This is a genomic window from Streptomyces sp. NPDC088254 (genome assembly GCF_044740925.1).
Classification (GTDB): Bacteria; Actinomycetota; Actinomycetes; order Streptomycetales; family Streptomycetaceae; genus Streptomyces.
On record NZ_JBIURQ010000001.1, the window covers coordinates 490115 to 515707 of the forward strand.

At 73.5% G+C, this 25593-nt stretch carries 22 protein-coding genes; 7 read left to right on the forward strand and 15 right to left on the reverse strand.

All coding sequences use genetic code 11. The features are described from left to right. Nucleotides 1-13: 13 nt before the first annotated feature. The 4 genes from ACIOC0_RS02160 to ACIOC0_RS02175 form a co-directional block, all read right to left on the reverse strand. Nucleotides 14-5134, reverse strand: coding sequence for a hypothetical protein (locus tag ACIOC0_RS02160; protein WP_402151234.1), 5121 nt, complete (start codon nt 5132-5134; stop codon nt 14-16). After that, nucleotides 5131-5985, reverse strand: coding sequence for a DUF4132 domain-containing protein (locus ACIOC0_RS02165; protein ID WP_402151236.1), 855 nt, complete (start codon nt 5983-5985; stop codon nt 5131-5133). Before ACIOC0_RS02165 ends, ACIOC0_RS02160 begins: the two co-directional genes overlap by 4 nt. Nucleotides 5986-6289: 304 nt before the next feature. Next, nucleotides 6290-6679, reverse strand: a complete 390-nt coding sequence (locus ACIOC0_RS02170; RefSeq protein WP_130440339.1) for a cold-shock protein — start codon at nt 6677-6679, stop codon at nt 6290-6292. Between the two features lie 199 nt (nt 6680-6878). Further along, the gene (locus tag ACIOC0_RS02175; protein ID WP_402151238.1) at nt 6879-7277 is read right to left on the reverse strand and encodes a DUF5997 family protein; all 399 of its coding nucleotides are present in this window, start codon (nt 7275-7277) and stop codon (nt 6879-6881) included. Nucleotides 7278-7335: 58 nt separating this feature from the next. On the opposite strand from ACIOC0_RS02175, the gene ACIOC0_RS02180 reads away from it, so the two are divergent. Next, nucleotides 7336-8151 carry a LysR family substrate-binding domain-containing protein gene (locus ACIOC0_RS02180; protein WP_402151241.1) on the forward strand — a complete coding sequence of 272 codons (816 nt, stop codon included), beginning with the start codon at nt 7336-7338 and terminating at the stop codon, nt 8149-8151. A 59-nt stretch (nt 8152-8210) separates the two neighbouring features. Here the strand turns inward: ACIOC0_RS02180 and ACIOC0_RS02185 are convergent, their stop codons facing one another. From ACIOC0_RS02185 to ACIOC0_RS02195, 3 genes are all read right to left on the reverse strand, one after another. Further along, the gene (locus tag ACIOC0_RS02185) at nt 8211-8690 is read right to left on the reverse strand and encodes an Lrp/AsnC family transcriptional regulator (protein ID WP_352247045.1); all 480 of its coding nucleotides are present in this window, start codon (nt 8688-8690) and stop codon (nt 8211-8213) included. Nucleotides 8691-8790: 100 nt separating this feature from the next. After that, complete coding sequence (locus ACIOC0_RS02190) at nt 8791-9933, reverse strand: CapA family protein (RefSeq protein WP_402151245.1); 1143 nt, start codon at nt 9931-9933, stop codon at nt 8791-8793. A 67-nt stretch (nt 9934-10000) separates the two neighbouring features. Continuing rightward, nucleotides 10001-10456 (reverse strand): archease, encoded by a 456-nt coding sequence (locus ACIOC0_RS02195; protein WP_402151247.1) that lies wholly within the window; start codon nt 10454-10456, stop codon nt 10001-10003. 52 nt (nt 10457-10508) lie between these two features. On the opposite strand from ACIOC0_RS02195, the gene ACIOC0_RS02200 reads away from it, so the two are divergent. Both ACIOC0_RS02200 and ACIOC0_RS02205 read left to right on the forward strand, forming a co-directional pair. Continuing rightward, nucleotides 10509-11219, forward strand: coding sequence for a dienelactone hydrolase family protein (locus ACIOC0_RS02200; protein ID WP_402151250.1), 711 nt, complete (start codon nt 10509-10511; stop codon nt 11217-11219). After that, nucleotides 11206-11868 (forward strand): phosphoribosyltransferase, encoded by a 663-nt coding sequence (locus ACIOC0_RS02205; protein ID WP_402151253.1) that lies wholly within the window; start codon nt 11206-11208, stop codon nt 11866-11868. The genes ACIOC0_RS02200 and ACIOC0_RS02205 overlap by 14 nt, the downstream gene beginning before the upstream one ends. Nucleotides 11869-11878: 10 nt before the next feature. Here the strand turns inward: ACIOC0_RS02205 and ACIOC0_RS02210 are convergent, their stop codons facing one another. Beyond that, complete coding sequence (locus ACIOC0_RS02210) at nt 11879-12286, reverse strand: VOC family protein (protein ID WP_402151255.1); 408 nt, start codon at nt 12284-12286, stop codon at nt 11879-11881. A 438-nt stretch (nt 12287-12724) separates the two neighbouring features. On the opposite strand from ACIOC0_RS02210, the gene ACIOC0_RS02215 reads away from it, so the two are divergent. After that, nucleotides 12725-14224 carry an FUSC family protein gene (locus tag ACIOC0_RS02215; protein ID WP_402151258.1) on the forward strand — a complete coding sequence of 500 codons (1500 nt, stop codon included), beginning with the start codon at nt 12725-12727 and terminating at the stop codon, nt 14222-14224. Between the two features lie 657 nt (nt 14225-14881). Here ACIOC0_RS02215 and ACIOC0_RS02220 read toward each other — a convergent pair. Together ACIOC0_RS02220 and ACIOC0_RS02225 are read right to left on the reverse strand one after the other, a co-directional pair. After that, a complete protein-coding gene (locus ACIOC0_RS02220; RefSeq protein WP_402151261.1) occupies nt 14882-15805 on the reverse strand; it encodes a sirohydrochlorin chelatase in 924 nt (307 codons plus the stop codon). Between the two features lie 159 nt (nt 15806-15964). After that, nucleotides 15965-16990 (reverse strand): N-acetylglucosamine kinase, encoded by a 1026-nt coding sequence (locus ACIOC0_RS02225; RefSeq protein WP_402153144.1) that lies wholly within the window; start codon nt 16988-16990, stop codon nt 15965-15967. A 106-nt stretch (nt 16991-17096) separates the two neighbouring features. On the opposite strand from ACIOC0_RS02225, the gene ACIOC0_RS02230 reads away from it, so the two are divergent. Beyond that, on the forward strand, nt 17097-17774 hold the full coding sequence (locus ACIOC0_RS02230) for a uracil-DNA glycosylase (RefSeq protein ID WP_130440377.1): 678 nt from the start codon (nt 17097-17099) through the stop codon (nt 17772-17774). 445 nt (nt 17775-18219) lie between these two features. Here the strand turns inward: ACIOC0_RS02230 and ACIOC0_RS02235 are convergent, their stop codons facing one another. Next, nucleotides 18220-19305, reverse strand: a complete 1086-nt coding sequence (locus ACIOC0_RS02235) for a WD40/YVTN/BNR-like repeat-containing protein (RefSeq protein ID WP_402151264.1) — start codon at nt 19303-19305, stop codon at nt 18220-18222. A 277-nt stretch (nt 19306-19582) separates the two neighbouring features. Between ACIOC0_RS02235 and ACIOC0_RS02240 the strand changes: the two genes are divergently transcribed. Next, the gene (locus tag ACIOC0_RS02240) at nt 19583-20167 is read left to right on the forward strand and encodes a hypothetical protein (protein WP_402151267.1); all 585 of its coding nucleotides are present in this window, start codon (nt 19583-19585) and stop codon (nt 20165-20167) included. Between the two features lie 139 nt (nt 20168-20306). Here the strand turns inward: ACIOC0_RS02240 and ACIOC0_RS02245 are convergent, their stop codons facing one another. Next, nucleotides 20307-20810, reverse strand: coding sequence for a lamin tail domain-containing protein (locus ACIOC0_RS02245; protein ID WP_402153146.1), 504 nt, complete (start codon nt 20808-20810; stop codon nt 20307-20309). A 113-nt stretch (nt 20811-20923) separates the two neighbouring features. After that, nucleotides 20924-22585 (reverse strand): acyl-CoA dehydrogenase family protein, encoded by a 1662-nt coding sequence (locus tag ACIOC0_RS02250; RefSeq protein ID WP_402151270.1) that lies wholly within the window; start codon nt 22583-22585, stop codon nt 20924-20926. A gap of 72 nt (nt 22586-22657) precedes the next feature. Here ACIOC0_RS02250 and ACIOC0_RS02255 point away from each other — a divergent pair, with 72 nt between their 5' ends. Continuing rightward, on the forward strand, nt 22658-23401 hold the full coding sequence (locus ACIOC0_RS02255; RefSeq protein ID WP_402151273.1) for a PaaX family transcriptional regulator C-terminal domain-containing protein: 744 nt from the start codon (nt 22658-22660) through the stop codon (nt 23399-23401). A gap of 117 nt (nt 23402-23518) precedes the next feature. On the opposite strand, the gene ACIOC0_RS02260 is transcribed toward ACIOC0_RS02255, so the two are convergent. Next, the gene (locus tag ACIOC0_RS02260) at nt 23519-24325 is read right to left on the reverse strand and encodes a pectate lyase (RefSeq protein WP_402151275.1); all 807 of its coding nucleotides are present in this window, start codon (nt 24323-24325) and stop codon (nt 23519-23521) included. Nucleotides 24326-24365: 40 nt separating this feature from the next. Beyond that, entirely contained in the window at nt 24366-25349 is a 984-nt protein-coding gene (locus ACIOC0_RS02265) for a polysaccharide lyase family 1 protein (protein ID WP_402151278.1), read from the reverse strand. Between the last annotated feature and the right edge of the window lie 244 nt (nt 25350-25593).

Below are 25593 nucleotides of genomic sequence, written 5' to 3' on the forward strand. Positions count from 1 at the left end.
CGGCGGACGGACGTCATCGGCGTCGGCCCCTGCGCGTTGCGCGGGTGGTGAGCTCCTCGTACGCCGGGGCGTCGCCGGACCGGACGCGGGCCCACGCCCGCTCGAACAGCTCCGGCACCGGCAGCAGCGGGACGGCGCGCGCCGGGCCGAAGACCGGGTAGAGGCCTTCCTTCCAGATCTCCACCGGCAGCGCGGGAGCCTTCAGGTCGCGCCAGCCGCAGGGCAGGAAAAGAGTGCGCCCGGCACGCGGCCGCCTGGCCTCCACGACCAGGCCGGTGGCGGCGAGCTCGGCCCGGGCCTTCTTCAGCCGCGCGGGCTTCCAGCCGGTCCAGCGGGCGCAGTTGCGGTCCGTCGGATCCGGCAGCGCCAGCAGCTGGAGGTAGAGCGCCGCCGTGTCCTCGCCGAGCCGGTGCGCCTCGGCGACCTCCGTCACCAGCCCGGGCACGCTCACGGTCGGGTCCTGGGCGTGCCCGGCGAACTCCCCGCCACCGGTTCCGGCCGCGACCGCGCCGGCCAGCTCGTCGTCGAGGATCGTGCGCAGAGCCCGCAGGCCCATGCCACGCCCGGGCCCGACGAGCCCCTCCACCAGCCCGAACACCGGGTCCGTCGGCCCGGACAGCGCGGCCGGGCGCACCAGGACCGCTTCCTGCTCGCCGTACCACGGACGCAGGACCAGTGCCTCGCCCAGCGGGGTCAGACCGTCGGCGTCAAAACCGCCGCCGTCGGTCAGCCCGTACGCCTTGCGCAGCCCGACCGCCGTCGAACCGCCCTTCTCCGCCCAGGAGACGTCGAGGTCGAGCAGCAGTCCCGGATCGGCGACGCGGCGGCGCAGCGCGGCCAGGCCCTCGGGCAGCGCGGCACGCAGCGGGTGCCCGTACGGCAGCGCGTAGGCGAGCCCGGCCAGCGCGCTCACCGCCTGCGTCAGCTGATACCGCCCGGGCAGCGCCTCGGCGTCGTCGGGGACGAGCTCGCCGCCCTTGTCGGGGCGCTGCACCGTGGTACGGCTGATCCAGGGGGTCCGTGCCGGATTGAGCACGGCCTCGGCGGACCCCGCCGGCACGCCCGTGAGGCCGAGGTCGGCCGCGAGGTCCTCGGGCAGCCGCACGAACCCGCCGAGCCGCTCCTGCCACACCCGGCCCGCGGCCGCCGTGTCCGGACCGGCGGCCCACAGGTCGCCGGGGCTCGCGGGCAGCAGCGCCCCGATCAGCGCCGCCCGGTCACCGGACCTGAGGGAACCCAACAAGCCCTCGGCAAAGTGCTTCTGACGTGGCTTCAGACCGATCGCCGTGAGCGTCTCGGTGGAGATCTCGGAGGGCTTGCCCACGAGCAGCAACGCGGCCTGCACGGGACCCAGTCCGCCCCGCGTCGCCTCCGCCAGGGCCGCCGGAGCCTCCGGCTGCCAGGGCGCGGCGCCCTTGTCCCGGATCAGCCCGGTCACCACGGCGAGCGCCTCGGCGTCGAACAGCGGGGGGCGCGCGGTCTCCTTGGTGAGGACGAAGTGCGCGATCGCACCGAACGCACCGGCCGGGTCGTGGTCCAGGGCCAGCCAGTTCACCGTCCCGCTCCCGCGGTCCACGCTCTGGCAGCCCAGGATCACGACGGTCCGGCCCTCACGGCGCAGCACCTGGCCGACACGCTCCTGCTTGTCGTGCGGCTCGCTCAACACGACCTCCCGCAGCGCGCCGCCCCCCGAAGCCGCCAGCGGACCGTCCACGACCGCCTCGAACAGCAGGAGCAGCGCCTCCCGGTGCGCCTCGGTGAGGGCCGGGGACGCGGCGCGGTAGGCGAGTGGACGCAGCGCGCCCAGCACGGACGGCCAGACCAGGCCGATGCCGGGGACGGTGAACTCGTCGCTGCGCCACCCGTCGCAGTCGGCGTCGAGCGCGGAGCGCCGGGGCAGCGGCTTGCCGTCGGCGGGCTTCCCGGACAGCACATGGTTCACCGCGCGGATCTGCCGCAACGCGGTCCAACTGGCCCTGCCGTTCCACCAGCCGTGCTGGTCGGCGAGGCCGGCGACGGCCTCGCGCAGCGTCTGGTCGTCGCCGTGCTCGGGACTGAGCTCGGCGAACATCCCCTCGGTGCGCCGCCGGTCCGTCTGCGGACGCCGCTCCGGGGGTGCGACGAAGGAGGCGGTCGACTCCGCCAGGCGCAGCACCGCCCGCACGAGCGAGGCGACGCCGGTCAGCACGCGCGGTTCGGCGAGGTCGGGCAGACAGCGGGAGACGACCTCACGCAGGACCTCCTCGACGGAAGGCGCGACGGTGGCGCCGCCCGCGGTGACGACGGCACCGGAGGACGGAGCCGTCCCGGCGGAAGTCCCTTCCGTGGTCGCGCCGTTCGCCGCCGCCAGGGCCGCACGCTTCAGCAGCGCCGTGCGCTCCGCGAGCGCCTCGGCCCCCGCACTCAGCAGTTCGGCGGCGCGGGCGTCGCTCAGCGAGCGCAGCAGGGCCGACGCCCGCTCGTCCCGTGGCCGCAGCGCGTGCCAGAAGTCGACCGGCGGGACGAGCCGGGTGCCGGCGGCGAACTCCCCACCGCGCTCCAGCGGCGTCAGCCGCCCCAGCTCCCCGGCCGCGGACGTGTCGTCCCCGGCGTACAGGGCGATCTGCCGGTGCAGGGCGACGACGACGGGCTCGGCGCCCCCGGGCAGCCGCAGCGCGCCCACCGGAACGCCCTGCCCGCGCTCCTGCGCCGCCGGCAGGGCGACCGTGCGCCCGTCCGGCGTCCCGGCGACCGTGCGGGCCTCGGCCCCCTCGCCCTCCGTGCGCACCCAGCGGCCGAGCACCGTGCCGTCCGTGCCGAACGGGCTCTGCTCCAGGCCCGGTCGGAGGGGCAGAACCGCACAGTGCCGCTGCCGCAGGCTCGCGCCCTCCAGGATTCCGGTCCGCAGGAACGCGGGCAGCGAGGCACGCCCGTGCGTGCCGGTGGCCGGGTCGTACTCCAGCCAGACGTGGTGCCGCCCTTGCCGGCCCTGGCGCCAGTACGAGGTGCCGTCGCCGAGGATCGGGCGCGAGGCAGGCACCACCGTGTCACCGGCGTGCAGCGTCCGCCCGCCGGTGGCCCGACCGCCGCCTGGCAGCGGCAGGGAGGGCTCACCCGCGTCCCCGCTCGCGAGCCATCGCGCGGCCCGCTCGCCGCCGACGGTGAACACCTCGTGCGGCCGGGCCGACCAGTAGCCGCGCTGCTTGTTGTCCTGCCACCACATCACCAGCAACTCGCCGTCCGTGTAACGGAACGTCGGACGCTGCCAGCGGTCCAGCTCGACGGGCAGCCGCAGCTCGTGCTCCAGCCAGATCCCCTGCGGGCCGACGACGATCGCCAGGTGCCGGCGCGAGAGGATCAGGGCGGGCCAGGCCTCCTCGACGCGCAGGACGTCCTCGCGGTCGCTCCGGGTCCGGGCGTCGAGCCGCTCCAGAGCCTCCTCGAGCGCGGGCCAGCCCAGCTCGTCCGGGATGCCGGCGCGCAGTGTACGGCCGAGCAGCGGACCGGTCTGGTGGGCGGCGGCCTCGGCGACGGCGGCCGGAGCGACCCGGGCGGCGACCGCGCGGAACGGACGGAGCCGGTCCAGCGCCTCCCGCGCCGCGGGCAGGCCGCGCGCGGCCGTCAGCGCCTCGGCCGAGTCGTCCAGCCACTCCCGCAGCACGTCGGCGAGCACCGGGTGCCCGGCCAGCCCCTCCACCAGCTGGTCGTCGGGGCGTTGACGGCTCAGCATGCCCACCGAGCGGTACAGCAGACGCCGGTGGCGCGGGTGCGCCGCGAGGGCGGTCAGATCACGCCGTCCGGGCCGGGGTTCCTTCAGCCACGGCCCCAGCGGCAGGAACACGTCCCGGCCGGCGTCGGGCAGCGTCAACGGCACGTCCCGCGCCGCGCACAGGTCGTACAGGTCGAGATCGGCGCCCGCGTGCCGGCGGCTGGTGAACAGGTCCACCGGGCGGCCCTGCGCGCGCAGTCGCGGCGCCATCCGCTCCACCAGCGCGAGTGTGGCCGGCGAGCGGCTGCTGAAGGCGGCGCCGTGCTTGCGGTGCAGCGACCACCGGCTGAGCCAGTCCGCCGCGTCCACGTCGCTCGTCACCGCACCGGCAGCGTCCGGGTCGTCCGCCGTCGCGCTCGCCGCGTCCGGGCCGTCCTCCGCACCGGTCAGCAGCAGATCCGCGCCGGTTTCCGCGAGCAGCGCCAGCCACGACTCGTCGTCCGCAACGGAACGGCCCAGACCCGCGGGCATGATCTCCAGCAGTCGGCGCCTCACCGCCGGCCGCTCCTCGGCCAGGGCTTTCAGGGTCGTCCGGTAGGCGTTCCAGAAGGAGACGGGCGCCCGGACCACCGCGGGCGAGGCGATCAGGTCGGCGACCAGGGCGCGCTCCTCGGCCGCCCGGTCCAGCCCGGCGGCCTTGATCAGCCCGCGCGCGTCCTGCGGCAGCGACGCGTACGGCGGCATGCCGGCCGCGCAGCGCTCCACCGCCAACTGCCGGAACTGCGCCCACGCCTCGGCCGGGCTGAGTCGCGCCCCCAGCGCTTTCACGTGCTCCTTGAGCGCCTTGACGGTCAGCGCGCCGGCGAAGGCGAACTCCAGGAACACCGCCCGCTGCCGCTCCTCGTCCACGGCCAGCGCGTGCACCCGCTCGGCCTCGCGGGCCTTGCCGAAGAAGGCGGCGGCGTAGGCGGTGTTCTCGTGCTGGAGGAAGACCCGGGCGGCCTGCTCGTAGAAGGTCGGCAGGAAGTGCGGCACGGCCCGCCCGAGTCGCTCGCCGAGCGCCTCGAAGCCCTCCTTGGCGGTGCCGGGGCGGGACTTGGCCTGCCGGGCGAGCCGCTCGACGTCCTTGACCAGCGCCAGCGCGTGGTGGCCGTTGGCCGGATCGTTGACCAGCGCCCACGCCGGGAAGCCGAGCGTCTCCTTGCGGACCTGGCCGACCTCGGGCGCCTCCGGCTCCCGGGCCAGCCCGAGGAAGTCCAGCGCGAGGTCCTCGGCCTCCCCGAGCGTGCCCGGCACGAGCCGCACGACGCTGCGGCCGGCCAGCGCCGCATGGGTGTACGTGCGGACGGTGAGGACGTCGGCGTCGGCCCGGTCGGTGGAGCCGGGCGGCAGTACCGCGCCCGCGTCGAGCAGCGCGGCCGCCGTGGTCTCGTCGTAGGTCGTCATGCCGCCCGCTCCTCGTCCTCGATGTCGCGCCCGGCGTACAGCGCGGCCGCCATGCGCATGCCCTCCGACCAGGCCACCGGCCCGACCTGACCCAGCTTCAGCGCCCTGCCGGCGGGGTCGGTGAAGACCAGCGGGCCGGTCTCCGTCTCCTCATAGCCGTCGTAGTCGCCGACCCACACCCGGGCCTCGACGCCGCGGCCGTCCTCCAGGACGGAGCAGACGGCGTGACCGCCCCGGACGCGGTAGCCGAGCTGGGCGGCCCGGCCGTGCAGGAAACGCAGCTGTTTGAAGACGCCGCCCGCGTACTCCTCGACGGAGGAGGCCTCGACGTCGAGCCCGGCGGGCCGGCGCCAGACCTCACGGAAGAGCTGCCGGGCACGCTGCTCGACACCGAGTTCGACGGCGAACTCCCGCAACTCCTCCAGGTCTTCGAGGAGAACGGGGTGCGGCAGCCGGACCAGGTCGGGGGTGATGCGTACGGTGTCGCCGTCGAGGTCGACCAGACCGAGACCGCGCTCGAGGTCGGCGTCCCGCAGGAAACCGGCCACCTCGCCGTCGTCCCCGGTGACGACGAGGTCGCGCAGGGCGGACTGCCAGGCCGGGTCGGGCCACACCCGGGCGAGGACGGCGAACGGCACCGGCAGCGAACGCACCATCCACCGCTCGACGTCGCTCAGGCACCGCTGTTCGTGCCGCTCCAGCCACTCGACGAGCTGACGCAGCCCCACCACGGCCGGATCGTCGGCGATCTTGGACGGCACGGACTTCAACCGCCGCCCGGCCGCGTTGCGGCACACCACCTCGCCGTCGTCGAGGGCGACCTCGTAGTCGCCTGCCGACACCCACCCCATGCGTGCCTCCCGCACCCGCAGTGATCAAGTGTCGGGAACTGTAGATCAGGCCACTGACAACGGGGTCCGTGCAAGCGGCCGCCCGGCCGTGGGGGAGGTGGAAAGCGCAGGTCGGCGGCCTGTCGGGCGTGTCCACCGGCAGAGGGGGACGTCTGCGGCAGGACGGGTTCCGGTCATCGCCGGAAGGTCACGCGGAGCCGCGACACGCCGACGGCCGTGGGCCACGCCGGACGCCGACGGCCGTGGGCCACGCCGGACGCCGGACGCCGGACGCGGGGCGCACGTGCCCCGCGTCCGCGCCCGGTCAGCCCTCGACCCAGCCGTGGTTCTTCGCGAACTGCGCCAGCGCGCCGCGGACCTGGAGGATCTGCTCCGCGGTCAGCGAGGGCGCCGCCGTCAGCAGCGTCTCGGTGACGTCCCGGGTGAACTCCTCAGTGCTGAGCACATCGCATAGGACGTCGTCGTCGGCCGCCAGCGGCTTGCCGTCCTCGCCTCGCGCGAGCCGCACCCCGGACGCCTTCGGCCCGCGCTCGCCGTCCTCGATCTCGAACTCCACCACCACGCCCCGCCGCACCTGCGACTCGGGCATCAGCATGTCGTTCACATGCAGAAAGACGTCCTCGCCACCGTCGTCGGGCGCGATGAACCCGTAACCGCGCTGGCTGTCGAAGCGCACCACACGACCAGCAACCATCCCAACCCCCAGCAACCTCGAAACACCACGCCGGGGGCCCGCCCTAGGCGGAGCCCGCCCGACGGCCCACGAGCGACTCCCGCGGGCTCACTGTGCACGGTACAGCGCGGCGGACGGCCCGGCGCCGCACACCCGGCGGGCGACGGGGACGGGTCGCGGGGACCCGCCGCGCGCCCCGTACGCGACCCCCGCGCGCCCGCTACGACTGCTCCGCCTGCTCGGCCTTCTCCGCGGCGCGCTTCTTCAGGCGCGCCGTCTCCTTGCGGACCTCGGCCTGGGTCGCGCGCTCCTTCTCCAGCCACTCGGGCCGCTCGTCCTTCAGGGCGTCGATCTGCTCGGTGGTCAGCGCCTCGGTGACGCCACCGCGGGCGAGTCCCGCGATGGACACGCCCAGCTTCGCCGCGACGACGGGACGGGGGTGCGGGCCGCTCTCCCGGAGCGCGCGCAGCCATGCGGGCGGGTTCGCCTGGAGCTCGTTCAGCTCGGCGCGCGAGACGACACCCTCCTGGAACTCGGCGGGGGTGGCGGGGAGGTACACACCCAGCTTCTTCGCCGCGGTCGCGGGCTTCATCGTCTGGGTGCTCTGCTGCGACTTCATGCCGCCCAGCCTATCGGCCGCCGGGGGAGCCCCTGACCGGGGCCGGTAACCTGGCGGGATGACCGACTCGGCGGATTCCCCCTCGTTCCGGCTCGCATACGTCCCCGGAGTGACACCCGCCAAGTGGGTGCGGACCTGGGAGGAACGCTTCCCGGGCGTCCCCCTCACGCTCGTCCAGGTGACGCCCGCCGAGGCCTTCGACACCCTGCGCGACGGCAGCGCCGACGCGGGCCTCGTACGGCTCCCGGTCGACCGGACCGTGTTCAGCGCGATCCCCCTCTACACCGAGACCACCGTCGTGGTGGTCCCCAAGGACCACCTGCTCACGGCGGCGGACGAGGTGACCCTCGACGACCTCGCCGACGAGGTGGTCCTCCACCCCCTCGACGACGTCCTCGGCTGGGACCGGCCGCCCGGCGAGGCCGCCTTCGAGCGCCCCGCGACCACGGCCGACGCCGTCGAACTGGTCGCGGCGAACATCGGCGTCCTGGCCGTGCCCCAGTCGCTGGCCCGGCTCCACCACCGCCGTGACCTGACCTACCGGACGCTCGTGGACGCGCCCCGGTCGGACGTCGCTCTGTCCTGGCCGGAGGACGCGACGACCGAGCTGGTGGAGGACTTCATCGGGATCGTCCGCGGCCGCACCGTCAACAGCACGCGCGGGCGTGCCCCGCAGCAGACCCAGTCGAAGGCCGCCGACAAGCGCGAGCCGCGCAAGCGGGCGGCGGGCAGGACGACCGGCGGCGGCAACACCGCGAAGGGCCGCACCGGCGGTGCGAGAAGCGGCGGCGCCAAGGGCACGGGAGCCAAGGGCGGCGGTTCCAGGTCCGGCGGCGTCAAGCGGGGCACGGGCAAGCCGCGCCGCCGGTCCTAGAGTGCGTCTCGGGCGCATCTCGAACGTCCCGGCGCGCTCGCGCGGGGCGTCGTGCCAGGTCAACGTCCGGGCGCGGACCGTCCGATCGACTCCACCAGGGGCAGCAGCCGGTACGGCACGCGCTCGCGCAGCGCCACCTCGGTGCGGGTGCGGACCACGCCGGGGAGACTGATCAGCTTCTGGATGACGTCCTCCAAGTGGGCGTTGTCACGCGCCACGACCCGGGTGAGGAGATCGCCGCCCCCGGTGATCGAGAACGCCTCGACGATCTCCGGGACAGCGGCCAGCGCGTCGCCCACGTCGTCGAGGTGGCCCTGGGTGACCTCGATGTGCACGAACGCCAGCACCGGGTGGCCGAGTGCGGCGGGGGAGAGGGTGGGCCCCGTTCCGGTGATCACGCCGTCCCGCTCCAGCCGGTCCAGGCGGGCCTGCAGCGTGCCGCGCGCGACGCCGAGCACGCGCGCGTACTCCCGCACGCTGGTCCGCGGCTGTTCCAGCAGCAGCCGCAGGATGCGGGTGTCCAGCTCGTCCACGGCCATGGCGCCGGACCTCCTCGTGCCTCGGTGTTCCGCCGCGCTCGCGGAACCCCCGCCGACTGTACCAATGGCCCGCCGGGCAGGGACTTCGCGAGCCGTCTGCTCATGGCCTCGCACCAGGTACGGCGGAGGGCACCAGGACGAGCGTGCCGTCGGCGTCGGCGGCGACGCGCCCCCCGTCGCTGATCCGGCCCAGGACGTCCCGCAGCCAGGCGCGGTCCTCCGGTGGCGCGTGCTCCAGCCGCATCCTCCGGGCACGCAGGGGCAGCATCCGCATCTCCGTCAGCCGCCCCGGGTCGGCCCCGCCGGCGCCGGCCTCCAGGGTGACGAGGTAGGCGATCCGCAGGTCGGCGCGGTACTCCTCGTAGCCGGCGATGCCCTCGTAGTCGTCGATGAAGTCCCCGCAGCCGTGGAGGACGAGCCGGCCGCGGTAGACCTCCGGGCGGCGCGGGTGGTGCGCGGAGTGGCCGTGGACCACATCGACGCTCCCGTCGACCAGCAGGCGGGCGAAGCGGACCTGCTCGCGGGCGACGCGGTACCCCCAGTTCGAGCCCCAGTGCACGGAAACGACCACGAGGTCGCCCGGACGCTTGGCCCGCCCCACATGACGCACCACCGCGGCGGCCGTGCCGGCCGAGAGCTCGGGGACGTAGGCCACTCCGGACGTGCCCGGTGTGGCGGCCCAGGCGGGCGGCACACCGGCGGAGGGCGCCGCGAGGGCGAACACCAGTACCCGTCCGCCGTCCGGAAGGGCCGCCACCGCCGGCGCGTACGCCTCCGCCGGGTTCCGTCCCGCGCCCGCCGTGCGCAGACCGGCGCCGCGCAGGGAGACGAGCGTCTCCTCGAGGCCCGGGCGGCCGAAGTCGAGGACATGGTTGTTGGCCAGTACGCACACGTCGGGGCGGGCCACGGCGAGGGCGGGGAGGTTGGCCGGGTGCATCCGGTAGTGGACCGCCTTGTCGAGCGCGAAGGCGCTGCCGCGCGTGACGGACGTCTCCAGGTTCAGAATGCGTACGTCCGGGTCCCGCTCCGCCAGCCACCCGAGCGCCTCACCCCAGGGCCACGCCGGGTCGACGGGGGCGGGGACGGGCCCGTTGACGGCCTCCGCCAGCCGGACGTAGGACCGGGCGTCCCGCACGTAGTCCTCGCGGAGCTCGGGACTGCCGGGGTGCGCCAGGATCTGGTCGACGCCGCGTCCCAGCATCACGTCACCGCACAGAAACAGCGTCACCACGCCGCCGCCCATGCCCCCAAGGTAACCCCGCGCCCACCCGCTCCGCCCGGGACGACGGACAAGCCTCCGACGTGGGACGTCACACCTCGACGGTCACCGCGCACGACCACCCGTACGGGTCCGGCCCGATGCGCAACTCGTGCCATCCGAGACAGCTCGGCACGGGACCGACGGCCTCCGCATCCGACAGAGCGACCACCGCCAGCCGCACGTCCATCCCGTCGTCGGTGGGCTCCGCCTCCACGTCGACCGGCACCTGCCCGCAGGACTCCAGCCGGTGGGCCACCTCGTCGAGCAGCGCGCTCAGCAGGTCGTCGTCGCTGCACTCGGCCAGCTGGAACCGCTCGACGGCTGTGGGCCGCACCGCCGTGATGTCGGCGAAGCACTCCACCATCCCGAGCGCCGCCTCCACCAGGCAGCGCTCACGGCTCGTGCCCCACGCGTCGATGCGGACGTCCTCCGCGTGCTGTACCGCCCGGTGGCCGCTCGAACCGAACCGCCGTGCCTGCCTGTCGTCATCGGTGTCGCCGACCATGACCACCACCTCGGGGAGAGGGCGCTTCGCCGATGCGGGTACCCGGGACCCGGTGGATCATCCGAGGAAGGAGGTGAGGGCGACGATCTCCGAACTCATCCGGGTGCCCGTCGCGGGCGGCGCGCTCATCGGTGAACTGGAGGCGCCGACGCAGGCCCGCGCGTTGGTGCTCTTCGCCCACGGCAGCGGCAGCTCCCGCCACAGCCCCCGCAACCGCATGGTCGCCGCCGAACTGCGCACCGCCCGACTGGGCACCGTGCTGGTCGACCTGCTCACCGACAGCGAGGGCCGCGAAGACCTGGCGACGGGCGTACACCGCTTCGACATCGAGCTGCTGGGCCGGCGTGTGACCGCCGTCGTCGACTGGTTGACGGCGGAGCCTGATCTCAGCGGGCTTCCACTCGTCCTGTTCGGCGCCAGCACCGGGGCCGCGGCGGCTCTCGTGGCCGCAGCCGAGCGCCCCGACCGCGTCCTGACCGTGGTGTCCCGCGGCGGACGGCCCGACCTCGCGCAAGCCGCCCTGAGCCGCGTACGGGCGCCGGTGCTCCTCGTCGTGGGCGGCCGGGACCCGCAGGTGCTCCGGCTCAACGAGCAGGCGGCCCGGCGGCTGCGCGCCCCGCACGCCCTGCGCGTCGTGCCGGACGCCACCCATCTGTTCGAGGAGCCCGGCGCACTGGAGGAGGTCGCCGCGGCGACGAAGGAGTGGTGCGACGACCGCCTGAGGGCGCTTCGCGGGGAACGAGGCCGTCATGCGGTTCCATGACCGGGCCGAGGCCGGACGCGCCCTGGCCGAGCTGCTCTCGGCGATGCGGGAGCAGGGCGCCCTGCCCGATCCCGTCGTCCTCGCCCTCCCGCGCGGGGGTGTCGCCGTGGCCGTGGAGGTGGCCCGGGCGCTCGACGCCCCGCTCGACGTGCTCGTCGTCCGCAAGATCGGCGCGCCGCACCAGGAGGAGTACGGCGTCGGCGCGCTCGCCGGCGAGGACGTCCTCTACGACGAGGCGGCCCTCGAACGGCTCGGCCTCACCGAGAGCCGACTCGCCCCGGTCGTCGAGCGTGAACGCCGAGAGCTCCAGCGCCGCGAACGGCTCTACCGGCAGGGCCGCCCCGCCCCCGACCTGCGGGGACGGACCGCGATCGTCGTCGACGACGGACTGGCGACCGGCGGCACGGCCCGCGCCGCGCTGCGCGCCGTACGGAGGCTGGCGCCCCGGCGGACCGTGCTGGCCGTGCCGGTCGGCTCACCGGAGGCGGTGACTCTCCTGCGGCCCGAGGCCGACGAGGTGGTCTGCCCGTACCAGCCTGTGACCTTCATGGCCGTCGGACTCTGGTACGAGGACTTCGAGCAGCTCTCGGACGACGACGTGCTGGACGCCCTGCGCACGGCCGGCGGACGACATCCCGGCCGGGCCTGAGCCGCGCGGGTCAGGTTCCGGTGATGTTGATCATCCAGGGGATGCCGAAGCGGTCCGTGCACATGCCGAACACGTCGCCCCACATCTGCCTCTCCAGCGGGACGCCCACCGAGCCGCCCGCGGACAGCTTCTCCCAGTAGCCGCGCAGCTCGGCCTCGTCGTCGCCGCTCAGGCTCACCGAGAAGTTGTTGCCCGGCACGTACTCCATCCCGGGCGGGGTGTCCGCCCCCATCAGGGTGAAGCCGCTGCCCGTCTCCAGCATGGCGTGCATGACCTTGTCGGCCTCGGGGGCGTCCGGCTTGCCGTACTCTCCGAAGGTGTTCACGGTCAGCGTTCCGCCGAAGACCTCCTGGTAGAACTCCATGGCCTGGCGAGCGTCGCCGGCGAAGCTGAGGTACGGGTTGAGTCGTGAACCCATGAGAAACCTCCCGAAACGGACGAAACGTTCGATGCGCGCAGACTAGCGTGAGCCTCCGACACTCACCCCTCGTCGCGCCGCCCGCCAACGCGGGTCATGCGGTCGGTGTCGGAGGGGCGCCGGTGGCGGTGACGCCGCCTTCGTGGGCCAGGGCGGTGCGGTGAGACGTCTGATCCATTGGGCCTCCATCGGCCGGTGACGGGGCTTACCCGCTGTGCCATTGGCGCAGTCTGTGGGGAGGCGGTTGAGCCAATGGGCCGCGGGGTGTTTAGCTTTGTCCCATCCATGTAACTTGCGGTGCCGCGTAGCGCCGGACGGCGACGAGGCCGGGTCCGGACCGCGGCGCCTTCGTCGTGTCTGCTTGTCGTGCGCCACCCCGGACGACCGCCGGCAGGACGCGAACCACCATGAGGGGGGCGGCGCACCGCCGTGAAAAGGATGTTCGTGGCTCCGGACCCGGGGCGCTCCAGGCTGCGGAACGCGACCCGCGCCGTCATCGGTGTCGCCGCCGCCGTCGCCGTCTCCGAACTCTGCGGGCTGTCGCTCACCGCGTCGATCACCGGCGGGCTCGCGGCGCTGCTCGCCCTCTTCACGGTCACCGATGCGACCGTCCGTGCCCAACGGCTCACCACTGCCCTGCTTCCCGTCGCCGGATTCCCCGTACTGGCGCTCGCCACCGCACTGCACGACCTCACCCCGGCCCGTGACGCCGCGTTCATGGCCATCGTCTTTTTCGGGGTGTACGCCCGCCGCTGGGGCCCGCGGGGCCACGCGCTGGGGATCTTCGCGTTCATGAACTTCTTCATCACACAGTTCCTGCACGCGGGGCCGGCGCAGTTGCCCGAGTTGTACACCGCCATAGGCCTTGCCCTCTTCACGGCCGGCGTCACGCGTTTCGTGCTCTGGCCCATCGAGCGTCACACCCCACCCGCGCCGGCCCCACCGGCCCTGCCCGGCACCGGATTGGCGCGGCCCACCACCCGGCAGGCCTTCCAGGTCACTGCCGCCTCGACGCTCGCGCTTCTGGTCGGGCAGCTGGTCTCCGAAGAGCGCTGGTACTGGGCCGTCGGCACCGCCTGGTGGATCTTCGTCAACACGGCTTCTCGCGGCGAAACCCTCGTCCGCGGTTTCCGCCGGATCATCGGAACCGTGATCGGTGTCCTCGTCGGCCTGCTGGTCGCCGGCCCGCTGCACGGCGCCCCCGCCCCGACGGCCGCCCTCATCGCCGTCTGCGTGTTCGGCATCTTCTACACCGCCGCCGTCTCCTACTCCTGGATGATGCTGGCGGTGACGGTCATGGCCAGCCTGCTCTACGGCCTGCTGGGCGTGCTGGACCGCAGCCTGCTCGGCCTCCGTCTCGCAGAGACCGGTGTGGGCGCGCTGTGTGCCGCGCTGGCCGTGGCCCTCGTCCTGCCGGTCACCACGCACGCCACGAACGACGCCTGGATCCGGCGGGCACTGCACTGCGTCCACGCGGCCACCACCCAGGCGACCGCACGCCTCGCCGGCGACCCGCAGGGCGACCCGGCCCCGCACGCCGCCGAACTGGAACTGTTGCTCGGCCGGGTACGGATGGCTCTCGCTCCGTTGGTGCACCCTCTGAGTCCCTTCCGTGCTCGGAAAGCCCGTGCCCGTCAGGTCATCGCGTTGCTCGACGACTGCGCACGCGAAGTACGGGGTCTGGTGGCCGTCGCTGCCGATTCCGTCGCGTCGCACGACGCCGACCTGGTCGCCGCCTGCACGCGAGTCGAGGCCGTGCTGGAAGCACTCACTGCGAGTGACCTGGGACGCAGGGGGGTGGAGTCCGCCACCGCTGAGAGGCCTCAGCGGGACGAGACGGAGTCGGCCCTCATGCACCTGCGCGGCCTGGAGAAGGCTCTGTCGGAGCTGGCGATGCCGCTCGCGTCGGCTCCGCGTCCTTCACTCGTCCGTTCTTGATCGGGAGGAAGAGGGCCGACCGACGGCGCGGCCCCCTCTGCCGGACGGCCCACAACTGTTCGTGCTGCCGGTGACGACCCATACCGTCACCGACGCCTGGATCCAGCGCACCCTGCGCTGCGTACACGCCTGCACCGCCGAGACCGCGGTACGCCTCGCCGGCGACGACACGGCGGCCCCGGCCGGACGCGTCGCCGAACCGGAGCACTTGCTCGGCCGGGTGGGGCTGCCGGTCGCCCCGCTCGTCCACCTCCGCTCAATCCCCGTGCTCGGCCGAAAGCGCCGCGCCCGCCGGGTTCTCGCGCCCTCGACGCCCTGCGCCCGCGAGATCCGCGGCCGGTCGCCGTCGCGGCCGCCCCGGAGGCCTCCCACGACGCCCGCCGCTTGCTGCGGGCCCAGGACGCGGTCGCGGCCCTCGCCCACGGCCCTCGCCCACGGCCGCCCCGACCGCCCGGCCCTCACCGTGCACGCCCCGCAGGCCACGCACCCCGCCCTGGCCCCCCCTGCACAGCCCCGAACAAGCCCTGACGGAACCGGCCCACCCGCCGAGGGCCCCGGCGTAGCGGCAGCGCCCCGCTCCACCGCAGCACGAAGGGCCCGCTCCTCGTGCCGGAAGCGGGCCCTTTCGTCGTGGCGGGGGCGGCACGCGCACGCGTGCTAGCGGACCGGGGCGCCCTGAGGCTGCTGCGGGGCGATGCCCAGCGCGGTCGTGTACTTGGCCAGGGCGAGCTTGCCGATCGCCGGGTACGGGCCGAGCGCGTCGGCGGTGGCGCAGCCCGCCTCCCTGGCGGCCTCCTCCAGCAGCGTGGCGTCGATCTCCGGGCCGATGAGGTACGGCGCGAGGGCCAGCTGCTGGGAGCCGGAGGAACGCAGCTGCTCGGCGACGGAGGAGATGGAACCCTCCTCGTCGAGCGCCGCGGCCATCACCGGCACGGCGAGACGCGCGGCGAGCAGCATGCCGGTGATACCGGCGGCCTGCACCGCCTCGTCACCGCCCACGGACGCCAGGACGATGCCGTCCGCGGCCGTCGCCACGGTGAACAGGCGGGCGCGGTCGGCGCGGGCCAGGCCCGCCTCGGACAGCCGCACGTGCAGCGCCTCGGCGAGCAGCGGGTGCGGGCCGAGGACGTCGGTCAGCTCGGCGGCGATCCGGCTCTCCATGACGGCCTGGCGGATCCGGCGCAGCAGCGCGCTGTCCGGGCCGGCCAGCAGCGGCACCACGACGGCGACGGGGCCGTCGGGCTCCTTGACGTCCATCCCGGCGGCGACCGCCTGCTCGTAGCGGGCGGTGCGCTCCTCGGCGGCGAACGCCAGCACGGCCTGGATGCTGGGGAACTCGTGGTCGCCCCCGTCGACGTACCCGATGCGCGCGTCGAGGCCGGGGAGCTCGGAGCGGGCGATGCTCACGACCTCCTCGGCCAGACCGCGGGTGGCGGCGCTCGGCGTGCCCGGCACCGCGAGAACGAGCGCGGGCGCGCCCTCGGGAGCCGCCAGCGGCTCGGGTCGGCGGTGCCGCCCGGGCTGGCGGGGGCGCGGCATTCGTACAGGCAGGCCGGACGCGGGCCCAGTGGGGGAGCTCATGGCGCCGCATGTTACTGGCTTCTTGGGCTCCCTTGTTCGGGGAGGGTGCAGGTGAGCGGTATCCGTCCGGTTTTGTCTGATGAGTTACGTACGGATCAGAAGTGATCAGCATGTTTTTCGGACGACTTGCCCCCGAAGGGGGCCAATCCCCCTTTCCTGTCAGGACTCGTGGTTCAGCACATACGTCATCGTCTGGTCACGCGGCAGGGTGAACGCCTCCGTCGCCAGCGCGATGCCGATACGGACCGCGCCGTGCAGCGGATCGCCTTCCGCCGGCACCCGGCGCGCGTACGGCAGTCTCCGCGCCAGTTCGGCGTCCAGCGGGGCGAGGAGGGGGTCACCCAGCTTCAGCAGGCCGCCGGTGACGGCGACGCACACCGCATCGCCGGCGGAGGGCTCCCCGCCGTCCGGGCAGACGGCGGCGGCGGAATCGGCCATGTGCCGGGCCGCCGCCCGCAGGATGTCCGCAGCGACCGGATCACCCGGAGCACACTCGGCCACCTGGGAGGCGAACGACGCGAGGACGGCCGCACGGTCCGGGCGCGGGTAGAGCAGCCCCGGCAGCCCGGGCATGGGGCCGAACTGCTCTTGCGCACAGGCCAGAAGCGCGGCGGAGCCCCCGGAGCGGCCGTCGTGCGCACGCAGGGCCGCCTCCAGTCCCGCCCGGCCGATCCACGCGCCACCGCCGCAGTCGCCCAGCAGATGACCCCAGCCGTCGGCCCGTCGCCACGCCCTCAGGTCCGTCCCGACCGCGATCAGCCCGGTGCCGGCCGCGAGGACCGCGCCCGGCCGCTGCCCGAGCGCGCCGACGTAGGCGGTGACGGCGTCGGCGGCCAGGGCCGTGGTGCGCACGCCGAACTCCCGCGCCAGGGCGGACGGCAGTGCGGCGCGCAGAGAGTCGCCCAGCGTGCTGAACCCGGCGGCTCCCACGACCACCGTCGCCAGCCGCTCAATGCCCGTCTCCGCCGTCAACGCGCTCACCAGCGGGACGAGTTGTTCCAACAGGTGCGCCGGGTCGATCCCCTGTCCGCCGGTGCGAACCGGGACGGCCGACGACCGCTGCGCCACGGTCCCGCGTCCGGCTGTGCCGAGCGCGACCCGCAGACCGGAGCCGCCCGAGTCCACGGCGAGAACACCGTGCTCGCGGGCGAACGGCAACGCGTCCTGCCGCGTCCACGGCGTCAGTTCATCGTCGGGATGCAACAGGCTCCCCTCCTTCCCGGACACCGGTCGTGGGTGAGGGCTTGCGTGTCGCGCCGGGGCGCCGCGCCCACCAGTAGAGTAAGGCGTCGTGGCACCACGACCCTTGCATGAACTTGTCGAAGCAGGCTGGGCGAAGGCTCTCGAACCTGTGGCTGAACGCGTCGCGGCCATGGGGGACTTCCTCCGGGCCGAGATAGCGGCGGGCCGGACCTACGTCCCGGCCGGGGCGAACGTCCTGCGGGCCTTCCAGCAGCCGTTCGACGACGTCCGTGTCCTGATCGTGGGACAGGATCCCTACCCCACACCCGGGATGGCGATCGGACTGAGCTTCGCGGTCTCGCCGGACGTGCGTTCGCTGCCGGGGAGCCTGGAGAACATCTTCCGGGAGATGCACTCCGACCTCGGGCTGCCCAGGCCGTCGAACGGTGATCTGACGCCGTGGACGCAGCAGGGCGTGCTGTTGCTCAACAGGGCGCTGACGACCGCCCCGCGCAAGCCCGCGGCGCACCGGGGCAAGGGCTGGGAGGAGGTCACGGAGCAGGCGATCCGGATGCTGGCCGCTCGCGGCAAGCCGCTGGTGTCGATCCTGTGGGGCCGTGACGCGCGTAATCTCCGTCCGCTGCTGGGGGATCTTCCGGCGATCGAGTCCGCTCATCCGTCCCCCATGTCGGCGGACCGGGGCTTCTTCGGCTCGCGTCCGTTCAGCCGGGCCAACGACCTGCTGCTGCGGCAGGGCGCGCAGCCGGTGGACTGGCGACTGCCGTAGAGCACGACCGTCCGTAGAGCACGACCGTCCGTGGAGCACGACCTTCCGTGGGGCATGGCCGTCGCGCCAGGCGCCCGCCCGGCCACGGCTGCCCGGATCCGGCCGAGCGGGGAGAGAGGGTGAGCCGCGCGGATCCCGCCGCGCGGCCGGCCTCACACCGGCACGCGGACGAGCCGGAAGCGGGGATCACGTCATACGCGGTGCCCATCAGCACTGCTGCGCGTACGTCAGGGCGGTGCAGCGGCGCGCGGCGATGTCCTGCCGGTGCCTGTGATCAGGTTCGGGGTGCAGGCGACGGGGTCGACCACCTGGCCGGCCACCTGGGACCAGGTCCCGCAAGGGCAGCGTCCGCTACCGCGCCGTCGTGGAGTTCGCGTAGCCGGACGCTCGCCGATCCCGCCCGCCGCGGACGCCGGCGAAGCGCTGCCGGACGGGGACGTCGGCGTCATCCGACCACCGCTGCCCGTACGCAGAGGACGTCCGGCAGGTGGGAGGCCAGTTGCCGCCAGGTGTCGCCGTCGTCGGCGGAAGCGAAGACCTCGCCGTTGCGGTTGCCGAAGTACACGCCGGCCGGGTCCGCGTCGTCCGTGCAGAGCGCGTCGCGCAGCACGGTGCCGTAGTGGTCCTCCTGCGGCAGGCCCGCCGTGAGGGGCTCCCAGGTGCGGCCCGCGTCCGCCGTGCGGAACACCCGGCAGCGGTGCTCGGCGGGCACCCGGTCCGCGTCCGCGTTGATCGGGAAGACGTACGCCGTGTCCCCGCGCATGGGGTGCGTGGCGGCGGCGAACCCGAAAGTGGACGGCAGCCCCTCGCCGATGTCCGTCCAGTGCGTGCCCGCGTCGTCGCTGCGGTAGACGCCCCAGTGGTTCTGCAGGTAGAGCCGGTCCGGATCGGCCGCGTCGCGCGCCACTTTGTGCACGCACTGGCCGAACTCCGGGTCGGGGTCGGGCAGGAACACGGCGGAGACACCGGAGTTGGACGGCTCCCAGCTCGCACCGCCGTCGGCCGTGCGGAACACGCCTGCCGTCGACACGGCCACCGTCACCCGGCGTGGGTCGCGCCGGTCGGTGAGCACCGTGTGCAGGCCCTCCCCACCGCCGCCGGGCACCCACTGCGCGCGCGTGGGGTGCTCCCAGAGCGGGCGGACCAACTCGAAGCTCTCCCCGCGGTCCTCGGACCGGTACAGGGCCGCCGGTTCGGTGCCCGCGTAGACCACGTCCGGTTCCGCCACCGACGGGTGCAGTTGCCACACCCGCTCAAGGGAAGCCCCCGTGTCCTGCGGGAACTTGACGGCCGGCGTCGCCGGTTCCGTCCACGTCCGGCCCAGGTCGTCGGAGTGGAACACCGACGGACCCCAGTGAGCGCTGTCACCGCCGGCGAGGAGCCGCGGACGGTCACCGCGGGTGTCGACGGCGACCGAGTAGATCGCCTGCGCGTTGAAGTAGGGCGATTCGTCGAACTGCCAGGCGCCCCCGCGCCTGCGCCCGATGAACAGGCCTTTTCGCGTCCCCACCGCGAGCAGTACCTCTGTCATTGCGATCACCTCCGCTGTACCGCGACGGCTTTGTCCCGGCATCGGCCAGTCTGCACCCCACCACTGACAGTCACCCGCTCTAGCGCGTCGACGCAGGTCACGGCGGCGATGGCGGGAAAGGCCGGCATGGTCTCGGCCACATTCACCGCAGCCGGGGCTTGGACCGGCGAGAGCGTGGAACCGGCGGGACGGAGGGATTCGCCCTGAGCATCAGGACCGCCCGCACCGTATGGGAGGGCGCCGGGATGTTCGCGCGCTCATGAGGAGGAAGCCTTCGATGGCGTTCCGTGGTCCGAAGGTGTGGCTGTGGCGTTGGCGGCGCAACCCGCTCAAGCGTCGCGCCGACGTGGTGGAGGCTTGGGTGGTGCTCGGCGCGTGGGCGCTGACCGTTCTCGCCGGGGTCCTGGCCGGCTGGGCGACCGCCCGTTCCGTCGAAGACGGTCTCGCCCGGGAGCGCGTCGAGTGGCGGGCCGTCGCCGGACGGCTGACCGAGCAGGCGCCGGGCAAGGCGTCCACGCGCGCGGGCGCCGCCAGCGGCGACAGGGTGTGGGCCAAGGTCGACTGGACCGCCCCCGACGGCTCCGCCCACACCGGCCAGGTCCGGGTCGCCCCCGGCAGCACGGCCGGCACCCGCGTCACGATCTGGACGGACCGTCAGGGACGCCTGGTCACCAAGCCGACCACCGCCGACCAGGCGCGCGTGCGCGCCGCCCTCGTCGGCGTGCTGGCGGGCGCCGGCGCGGCGACCCTGCCCTTCGCCGGCGCCCGGGTCCTGCGCACCCGCCTCGAACGCCGGCGCACGGACCAGTGGGACACGGACTGGGCCCGCTTCGACGCCCTGCGCGGCAAGCCCACGGGCTGACCCGGACCCCCGGTGGCCCGCGGCGGACCACCGGGGCACCCACCCGCTCCGTCCGTCCCGCGGGAAGCGGCGCGACCCCACACGACAGCGGCGCGCCGGCCCGCACAGGGGCCGACGCGCCGCTCGGGGCGTCCTCGGATCAGCCGTGGTACGTGATGTACCCGTTGCCGTCCGCGTCGTTGGCGCGTTTGGTGTAGGCGTGCGTGTCCGCCGCGGCGCCGCCCGGCTTGAGCAGGTAGATGGTGTCCTTGTCGTTGTTCCAGATGAAGTTGCAGTTCTGGCGGTAGGCGACGTTGCCGGCGTCGGACTCGGTGCCGCGGCCACCGCGCAGCGTCACGTAGTCGCCGGGCTCGAGGGTGTGGTTGGCGGTGAAGGTGTACTTGTTGCCGCTGGCGTCCTTGACGGCGTAGCCCTTGAGGTTGACCTTCGCGGTCCGCGAGTAGTTCTTGATCGTCAGGTACTCGTTCTTCGCGTTCCCGCCGGAGCACCGGTTGGAGTCGGCGCCGGGGGCGTCGTACTGCACGCCCTTCACCTTGAGCGGGGACGAGTACTCGGCGGCCTGGGCCGGAACGGCGGCGACCGCGGTGATCGCGACGACCGCGCCCGCCGCGGCCACGGCCGTCAGCGCGTGAGGAATGCGTATGCGCATGAGGAAATGCCCCCCTGATGGTGCGATTGAAGTACGGGGAGCATAGCCAAGGTGATCACTGCGTGTGGGAAATGTGCGCGAAACGTGAAGTGCTGACCTGACGGGAGCTATCGTTCGGTCAGCGCCCTCCCCAGGATGCCGTCGACGTCCGCGCCGCCCGGCCCGTCCGGCAGGGTGCCGAAGGCGTGACCCCAGTCGCCGCCGAGCCGGGTCGCGCAGAAGGCGTCGGCGATCGCCGGCGGGGCGTACCGGACCAGCAGGGACGCCTGGAGAGCGAGCGCCATCCGCTCCACCAGCCGGCGCGCGCCGCCCTCCGTCCCCTCGCTGAGCCGCACGCGGAGCGCGCCGACCGCGGCGTCCAGCCGGGCGTCCGCACCCCGCGCCGCCGCCAGTTCGTCGAACAGGACGTCCGCGGTGGCCGGCTCACGGGTCAACGCCCGCAGCACGTCGAGGGCGTTGACATTCCCCGAGCCCTCCCAGATCGACAGCAGCGGCGCCTCGCGGTAGTGCCGCGGCATCCCCGAGTCCTCGACGTAACCGTTGCCGCCCAGGCACTCCAGCGCCTCCGCGGTGAAGGCCGGACCCCGTTTGGTCACCCAGTACTTGCCGACGGCGGTCGCGATCCGCCGGAATGCCTGCTCGCGCGCGTCCCCGCGCACGGCGCGGTCGGCGGCGCCGGCCAGCCGCAGGGTCAGGGCGGTCGCGGCCTCCGACTCCAGCGCCAGGTCGGCCAGGACGTTGCGCATCAGGGGCTGGTCGATCAGCCGCGCCCCGAACGCGGCGCGGTGGCGGACATGGTGGCCGGCCTCCACGAGCGTCTTGCGCATCAGGGCGGCCGACATCGTCACGCAGTCCAGACGCGTGCAGTTGACCATCTCGATGATGGTCTTCACGCCCTGGCCCTCCTCTCCTACCAGCCAGGCCACGGTTCCGTCGAACTCGGGCTCGGCGGAGGCGTTGGAGCGGTTGCCGAGCTTGTCCTTCAGCCGCTGGATGCGGAAGGCGTTGCGGCTGCCGTCGGGCAGCACGCGCGGCACCAGGAAACAGGACAGCCCGCCCGGCGCCTGGGCCAGCACCAGGAACACGTCGCACATCGGTGCCGACGTGAACCACTTGTGGCCCCGCAGGGTGTACACCCCGGGCTCGGCCGTGGGCGTGGCCGTCGTGGTGTTGGTGCGGACGTCGGAACCGCCCTGCTTCTCGGTCATCCCCATGCCCGCCAGCAGGCCCCGCTTCCCGGTCGGGACCCGCAGCCCGGGATCGTAGTGACGACTGGTCAGCAGCGGTTCGTACACCTTCGCCAGCTCCGGTTCGCGGCGCAGCGCGGGGACGGCGGCGTACGTCATCGAGGTGGGACAGCCGTGCCCCGCGTCTGTATGACCCCACACGAGTCCGCCGGCGGTGCGGGCCACGTGCGCGCCCGGCCGGGCGTCGGCCCAGGGCGCGCCCGCCTGGCCCTCGGCGACCGCGACCCGCATCAGCTCGTGCCAGCCGGGGTGGAAGTCGACCTCGTCCACGCGGTGGCCGTAGCGGTCGTGGGTGCGCAGCTCGGGCTCGTGCCGGTTGGCGAGTTCGGCCCACTCCTGCGCCTGCGGGCCGCCGGCCAGCAGCCCGAGCCGCCGGACGTCCTCCTCGGCCCACCCGGCGCCCTCCCGGCGCAGTCCCTCCAGGAGGGCGGTGTCCTCGGAGGCGTCGTAAGGGGCCAGGGGCGGGGCCTGGTTGGTGACGTCGTGGGTGCCGGACCGCTCGTGCGGGAGTGTCGAGACCATGCGCCCATGTTGCACTCTCGATGCGGCCGCAGCAATAGTGCAACACGGTGGGTGCACGTAAGGTACGTGACCATGCGGATGAACGTGTCAGCGCGGCCCGGCGAGGTCGACCTGCGGCCCCTGTCCGCGCGGTCGGTCGTGCTGAGCCTGCTGCTCGGCACGCATCCGCCGGAGCTGCCGGTGCGGGAGCTGGTCCGCGCGGTGGAGCCCTTCGGGGTCGGCGGATCCACGCTGCGGGCCGCCCTGAGCCGCATGGCGGCCGCCGGCGACCTGCGGCGCACCGACACCGGCTACCGCCTGAGCGACCGCCTGCTGGCCCGGCAGCGCCGCCAGGACGACGCGGTGCGCCCGGCCACGCGCGCGTGGGACGGCGACTGGGAGATGGTGGTGATCACGGCCTCGGGTCGCGGCCCCGCCGAACGCGCGGAACTGCGCGCCCGCCTCACCGCCCTGCGCCTCGCGGAACTGCGCGAGGGCGTCTGGCTGCGCCCCGCCAACCTCGCCCGGGCCCTGCCGGACGACCTGCGCGAGGTGGCGCAGCACTACACCGCCCGCCCCGGCCCGCCCGAGCGCCCGCTGGCCGCGGCGCTCTGGCCGCTGGACGCCTGGGCGGTCACTGCCCGGGCCCTGCTCGCGCACATCGGCCGGGCGCCCGGCCCGGCCGATCGCTTCACCGCTTACGCGGCCGTCGTACGCCACCTGCTCGCCGACCCCGTTCTCCCGCCCCGGCTGCTCCCCGAGGGCTGGCCGGGCGCCGATCTGAGGGCGGCCTACGCGGACTACCGGCGGGACGTGGCCGAGGCGGTGCGGGCGTGAGACGGGGGCGGCGAACGGCCGTCCGGCACCCGGTACTCGATGCCCGGCGCACGTGCGGCGGCCGTACGGAGCGCTGTGTGGGGAGCGCTCCGTACGACCGTCTTCACCGTGGGGGGCCTACCTGTAGGTGATGTCGGAACCGGAGTACTTGCAGTACGTTCCGTCGGCGTTGGTGCCGTTGGTCGTCGGTTCCTTGCCCGTGTTGTTCCCGATGTACTTCTGGCACGGGATGATCTTCTTGCTGCCGTCCCCGATGATGGTGATCTTCTTCAGGGACGCGCTGTCGCCGTAGTTGGTGTTGATGCCGGCGAGCTTGCCGCCCTTCCAGTTCACCTCGATGCTGTTGAGGTTGATCGTCCGCTTGTACTGCGTCGAGCAGTTGCCGCAGGAGCGGACGAAGGTGCCGAAGTTCTTCACGGCGAAGTCGGAGATGTTGAGCGTCCCGGCGCCGTTGAACTGGAACACCTTGTCGCTGGCTTCCTTCGCCCCGCCGCCGGACACGGTGTACACGTTGGACGACGAGGAGCCCCGGAACGTCGCCGCGTCCTCGCCGACGTCCTCCCACCAGACGTTCTGCAGGGTGCAACTGCCCTTGCAGTGGACGCCGTCGGCGGCGGGGGCGCCGATGATGACGTTCTTCAGGACGGTGCCGGGGGCCAGTTCGATGAGGGGGCCCTGGTCCTCGTCCTGGCTGCCGCTGCCCAAATCGCCGGTGCCGTACAGGCGCTTCATCCCGTAGTCCTTGGTGCCCGAGACCTGGATGGTGGAGGACACCCCCTGGCTGCCGTTGGCGGAGGGCCAGGTGGCGGCGCTGGCCGGAGTGGAGAGCGCGCCATCCGCCATGATCATGCCAATCGACAGGCCCAGGGCGGCCAGCGTGCCGGTCAGCGCGCGCACGGTGCGTGAGCGTGGCGAAGAAGTCATGTCCCGAATCCTTCTTCCTGTTGGGGGATATGGGGGGAGGTCAGAGCTTTCCGGAGCCCGCGCCGGCCGTCACCGAGGCGACGACGGACGAGGCCGGCTCCGTGGTGTAGCTGTACGGGGCGCTGGTGAACGTGCCGGTCCGGGAGATCTCGGTCGCGGCTCCGCCGAGATCGTTGCCGCGGAGGTTGGCGAATCCGTCGACGTCGCTGCTGCGGTTCGTGGTGACCGCGACCTCGGTCGAGCGGAAGACGTTGTTCTCCACCAGCATCTGCGCGCCCATCCGCGAGTGCACCGCGGTGTCGGCGCCCACGACGTAGTTGTCGTAGAAGTGTCCGGTGCCGAAGCGCAGGCTCGGGATGCGCGAGTAGACGTCGCTGAAGTGGTTGTGGTGGTACGTCACCTTCAAGTGGCCGGTGTCCTGGCTCGCGTTCTTGTCGCTGTGACCGACGAGCGAGCCCTTGAAGTGGTCCTTGAAGGTGTTCCAGGACACCGTCACGTTGTCGGAGCCGTGGTTGATGTCCAGCAGACCGTCGTAGTGGTCCTTGTCGTGACCGCGGTCCGCAGAGAAGGAGTTGTGGTCGATCCACACCTTCGTGGACGACTCCACGGTGACGCCGTCGGACGGCGCCAGCGGCTTGCTGATGTTCAGGTTGCGGATGACGACGTTCGTGACCTTCTTCAGCCGCAGTCCGCCGCCGGTGAACCCGGACGACGAACCGACGCCCATGACCGTGGTGTTGGACCCGACGTCGACCTGACCGCTCAGCGTGATCAGACCGTCGACCTTCACCACCTTGGCCGCGTTGCCGGTGACGGCCGTCTTGAAGGCGGCGAGCGTCGAGACGGTGACGGCTGCCGTACCGCCTCCGCCGGTCGTCCCGGCGCCGAAGCCGATCGGCGCGCTCTCCGCGGCGCCGGCCTGCTGGGGAGAGGCGAGGACCGTCGCGCCGGCGAGCGCGAGTGCGAGCACCGTCGCCGTCAGAGTGGACCTTTGCGCGTGTGTACGTGGGGGGCCTGTACGCATGCGGGTGCGTCCCTTCGAAAGGGCTTGCTCGGTCGTATACGTGAATAACGTGCTGAGATCTGAACGTCGTATCCAGGCAGAATGGTCAGGTGGGGGCCTGAGCCGGCAGCTCGTCCACACTGCTGAACGGAACGTAGAGGGCAAGCGCTTTCTAGTCAACGGTTTGCGCGGAACGCGTTCCGCCGCCCCCTGTCCTCGGCGCGGGGGTGCCGAGACGTGGCGTGGGAGCGCTTCCATGACGGGC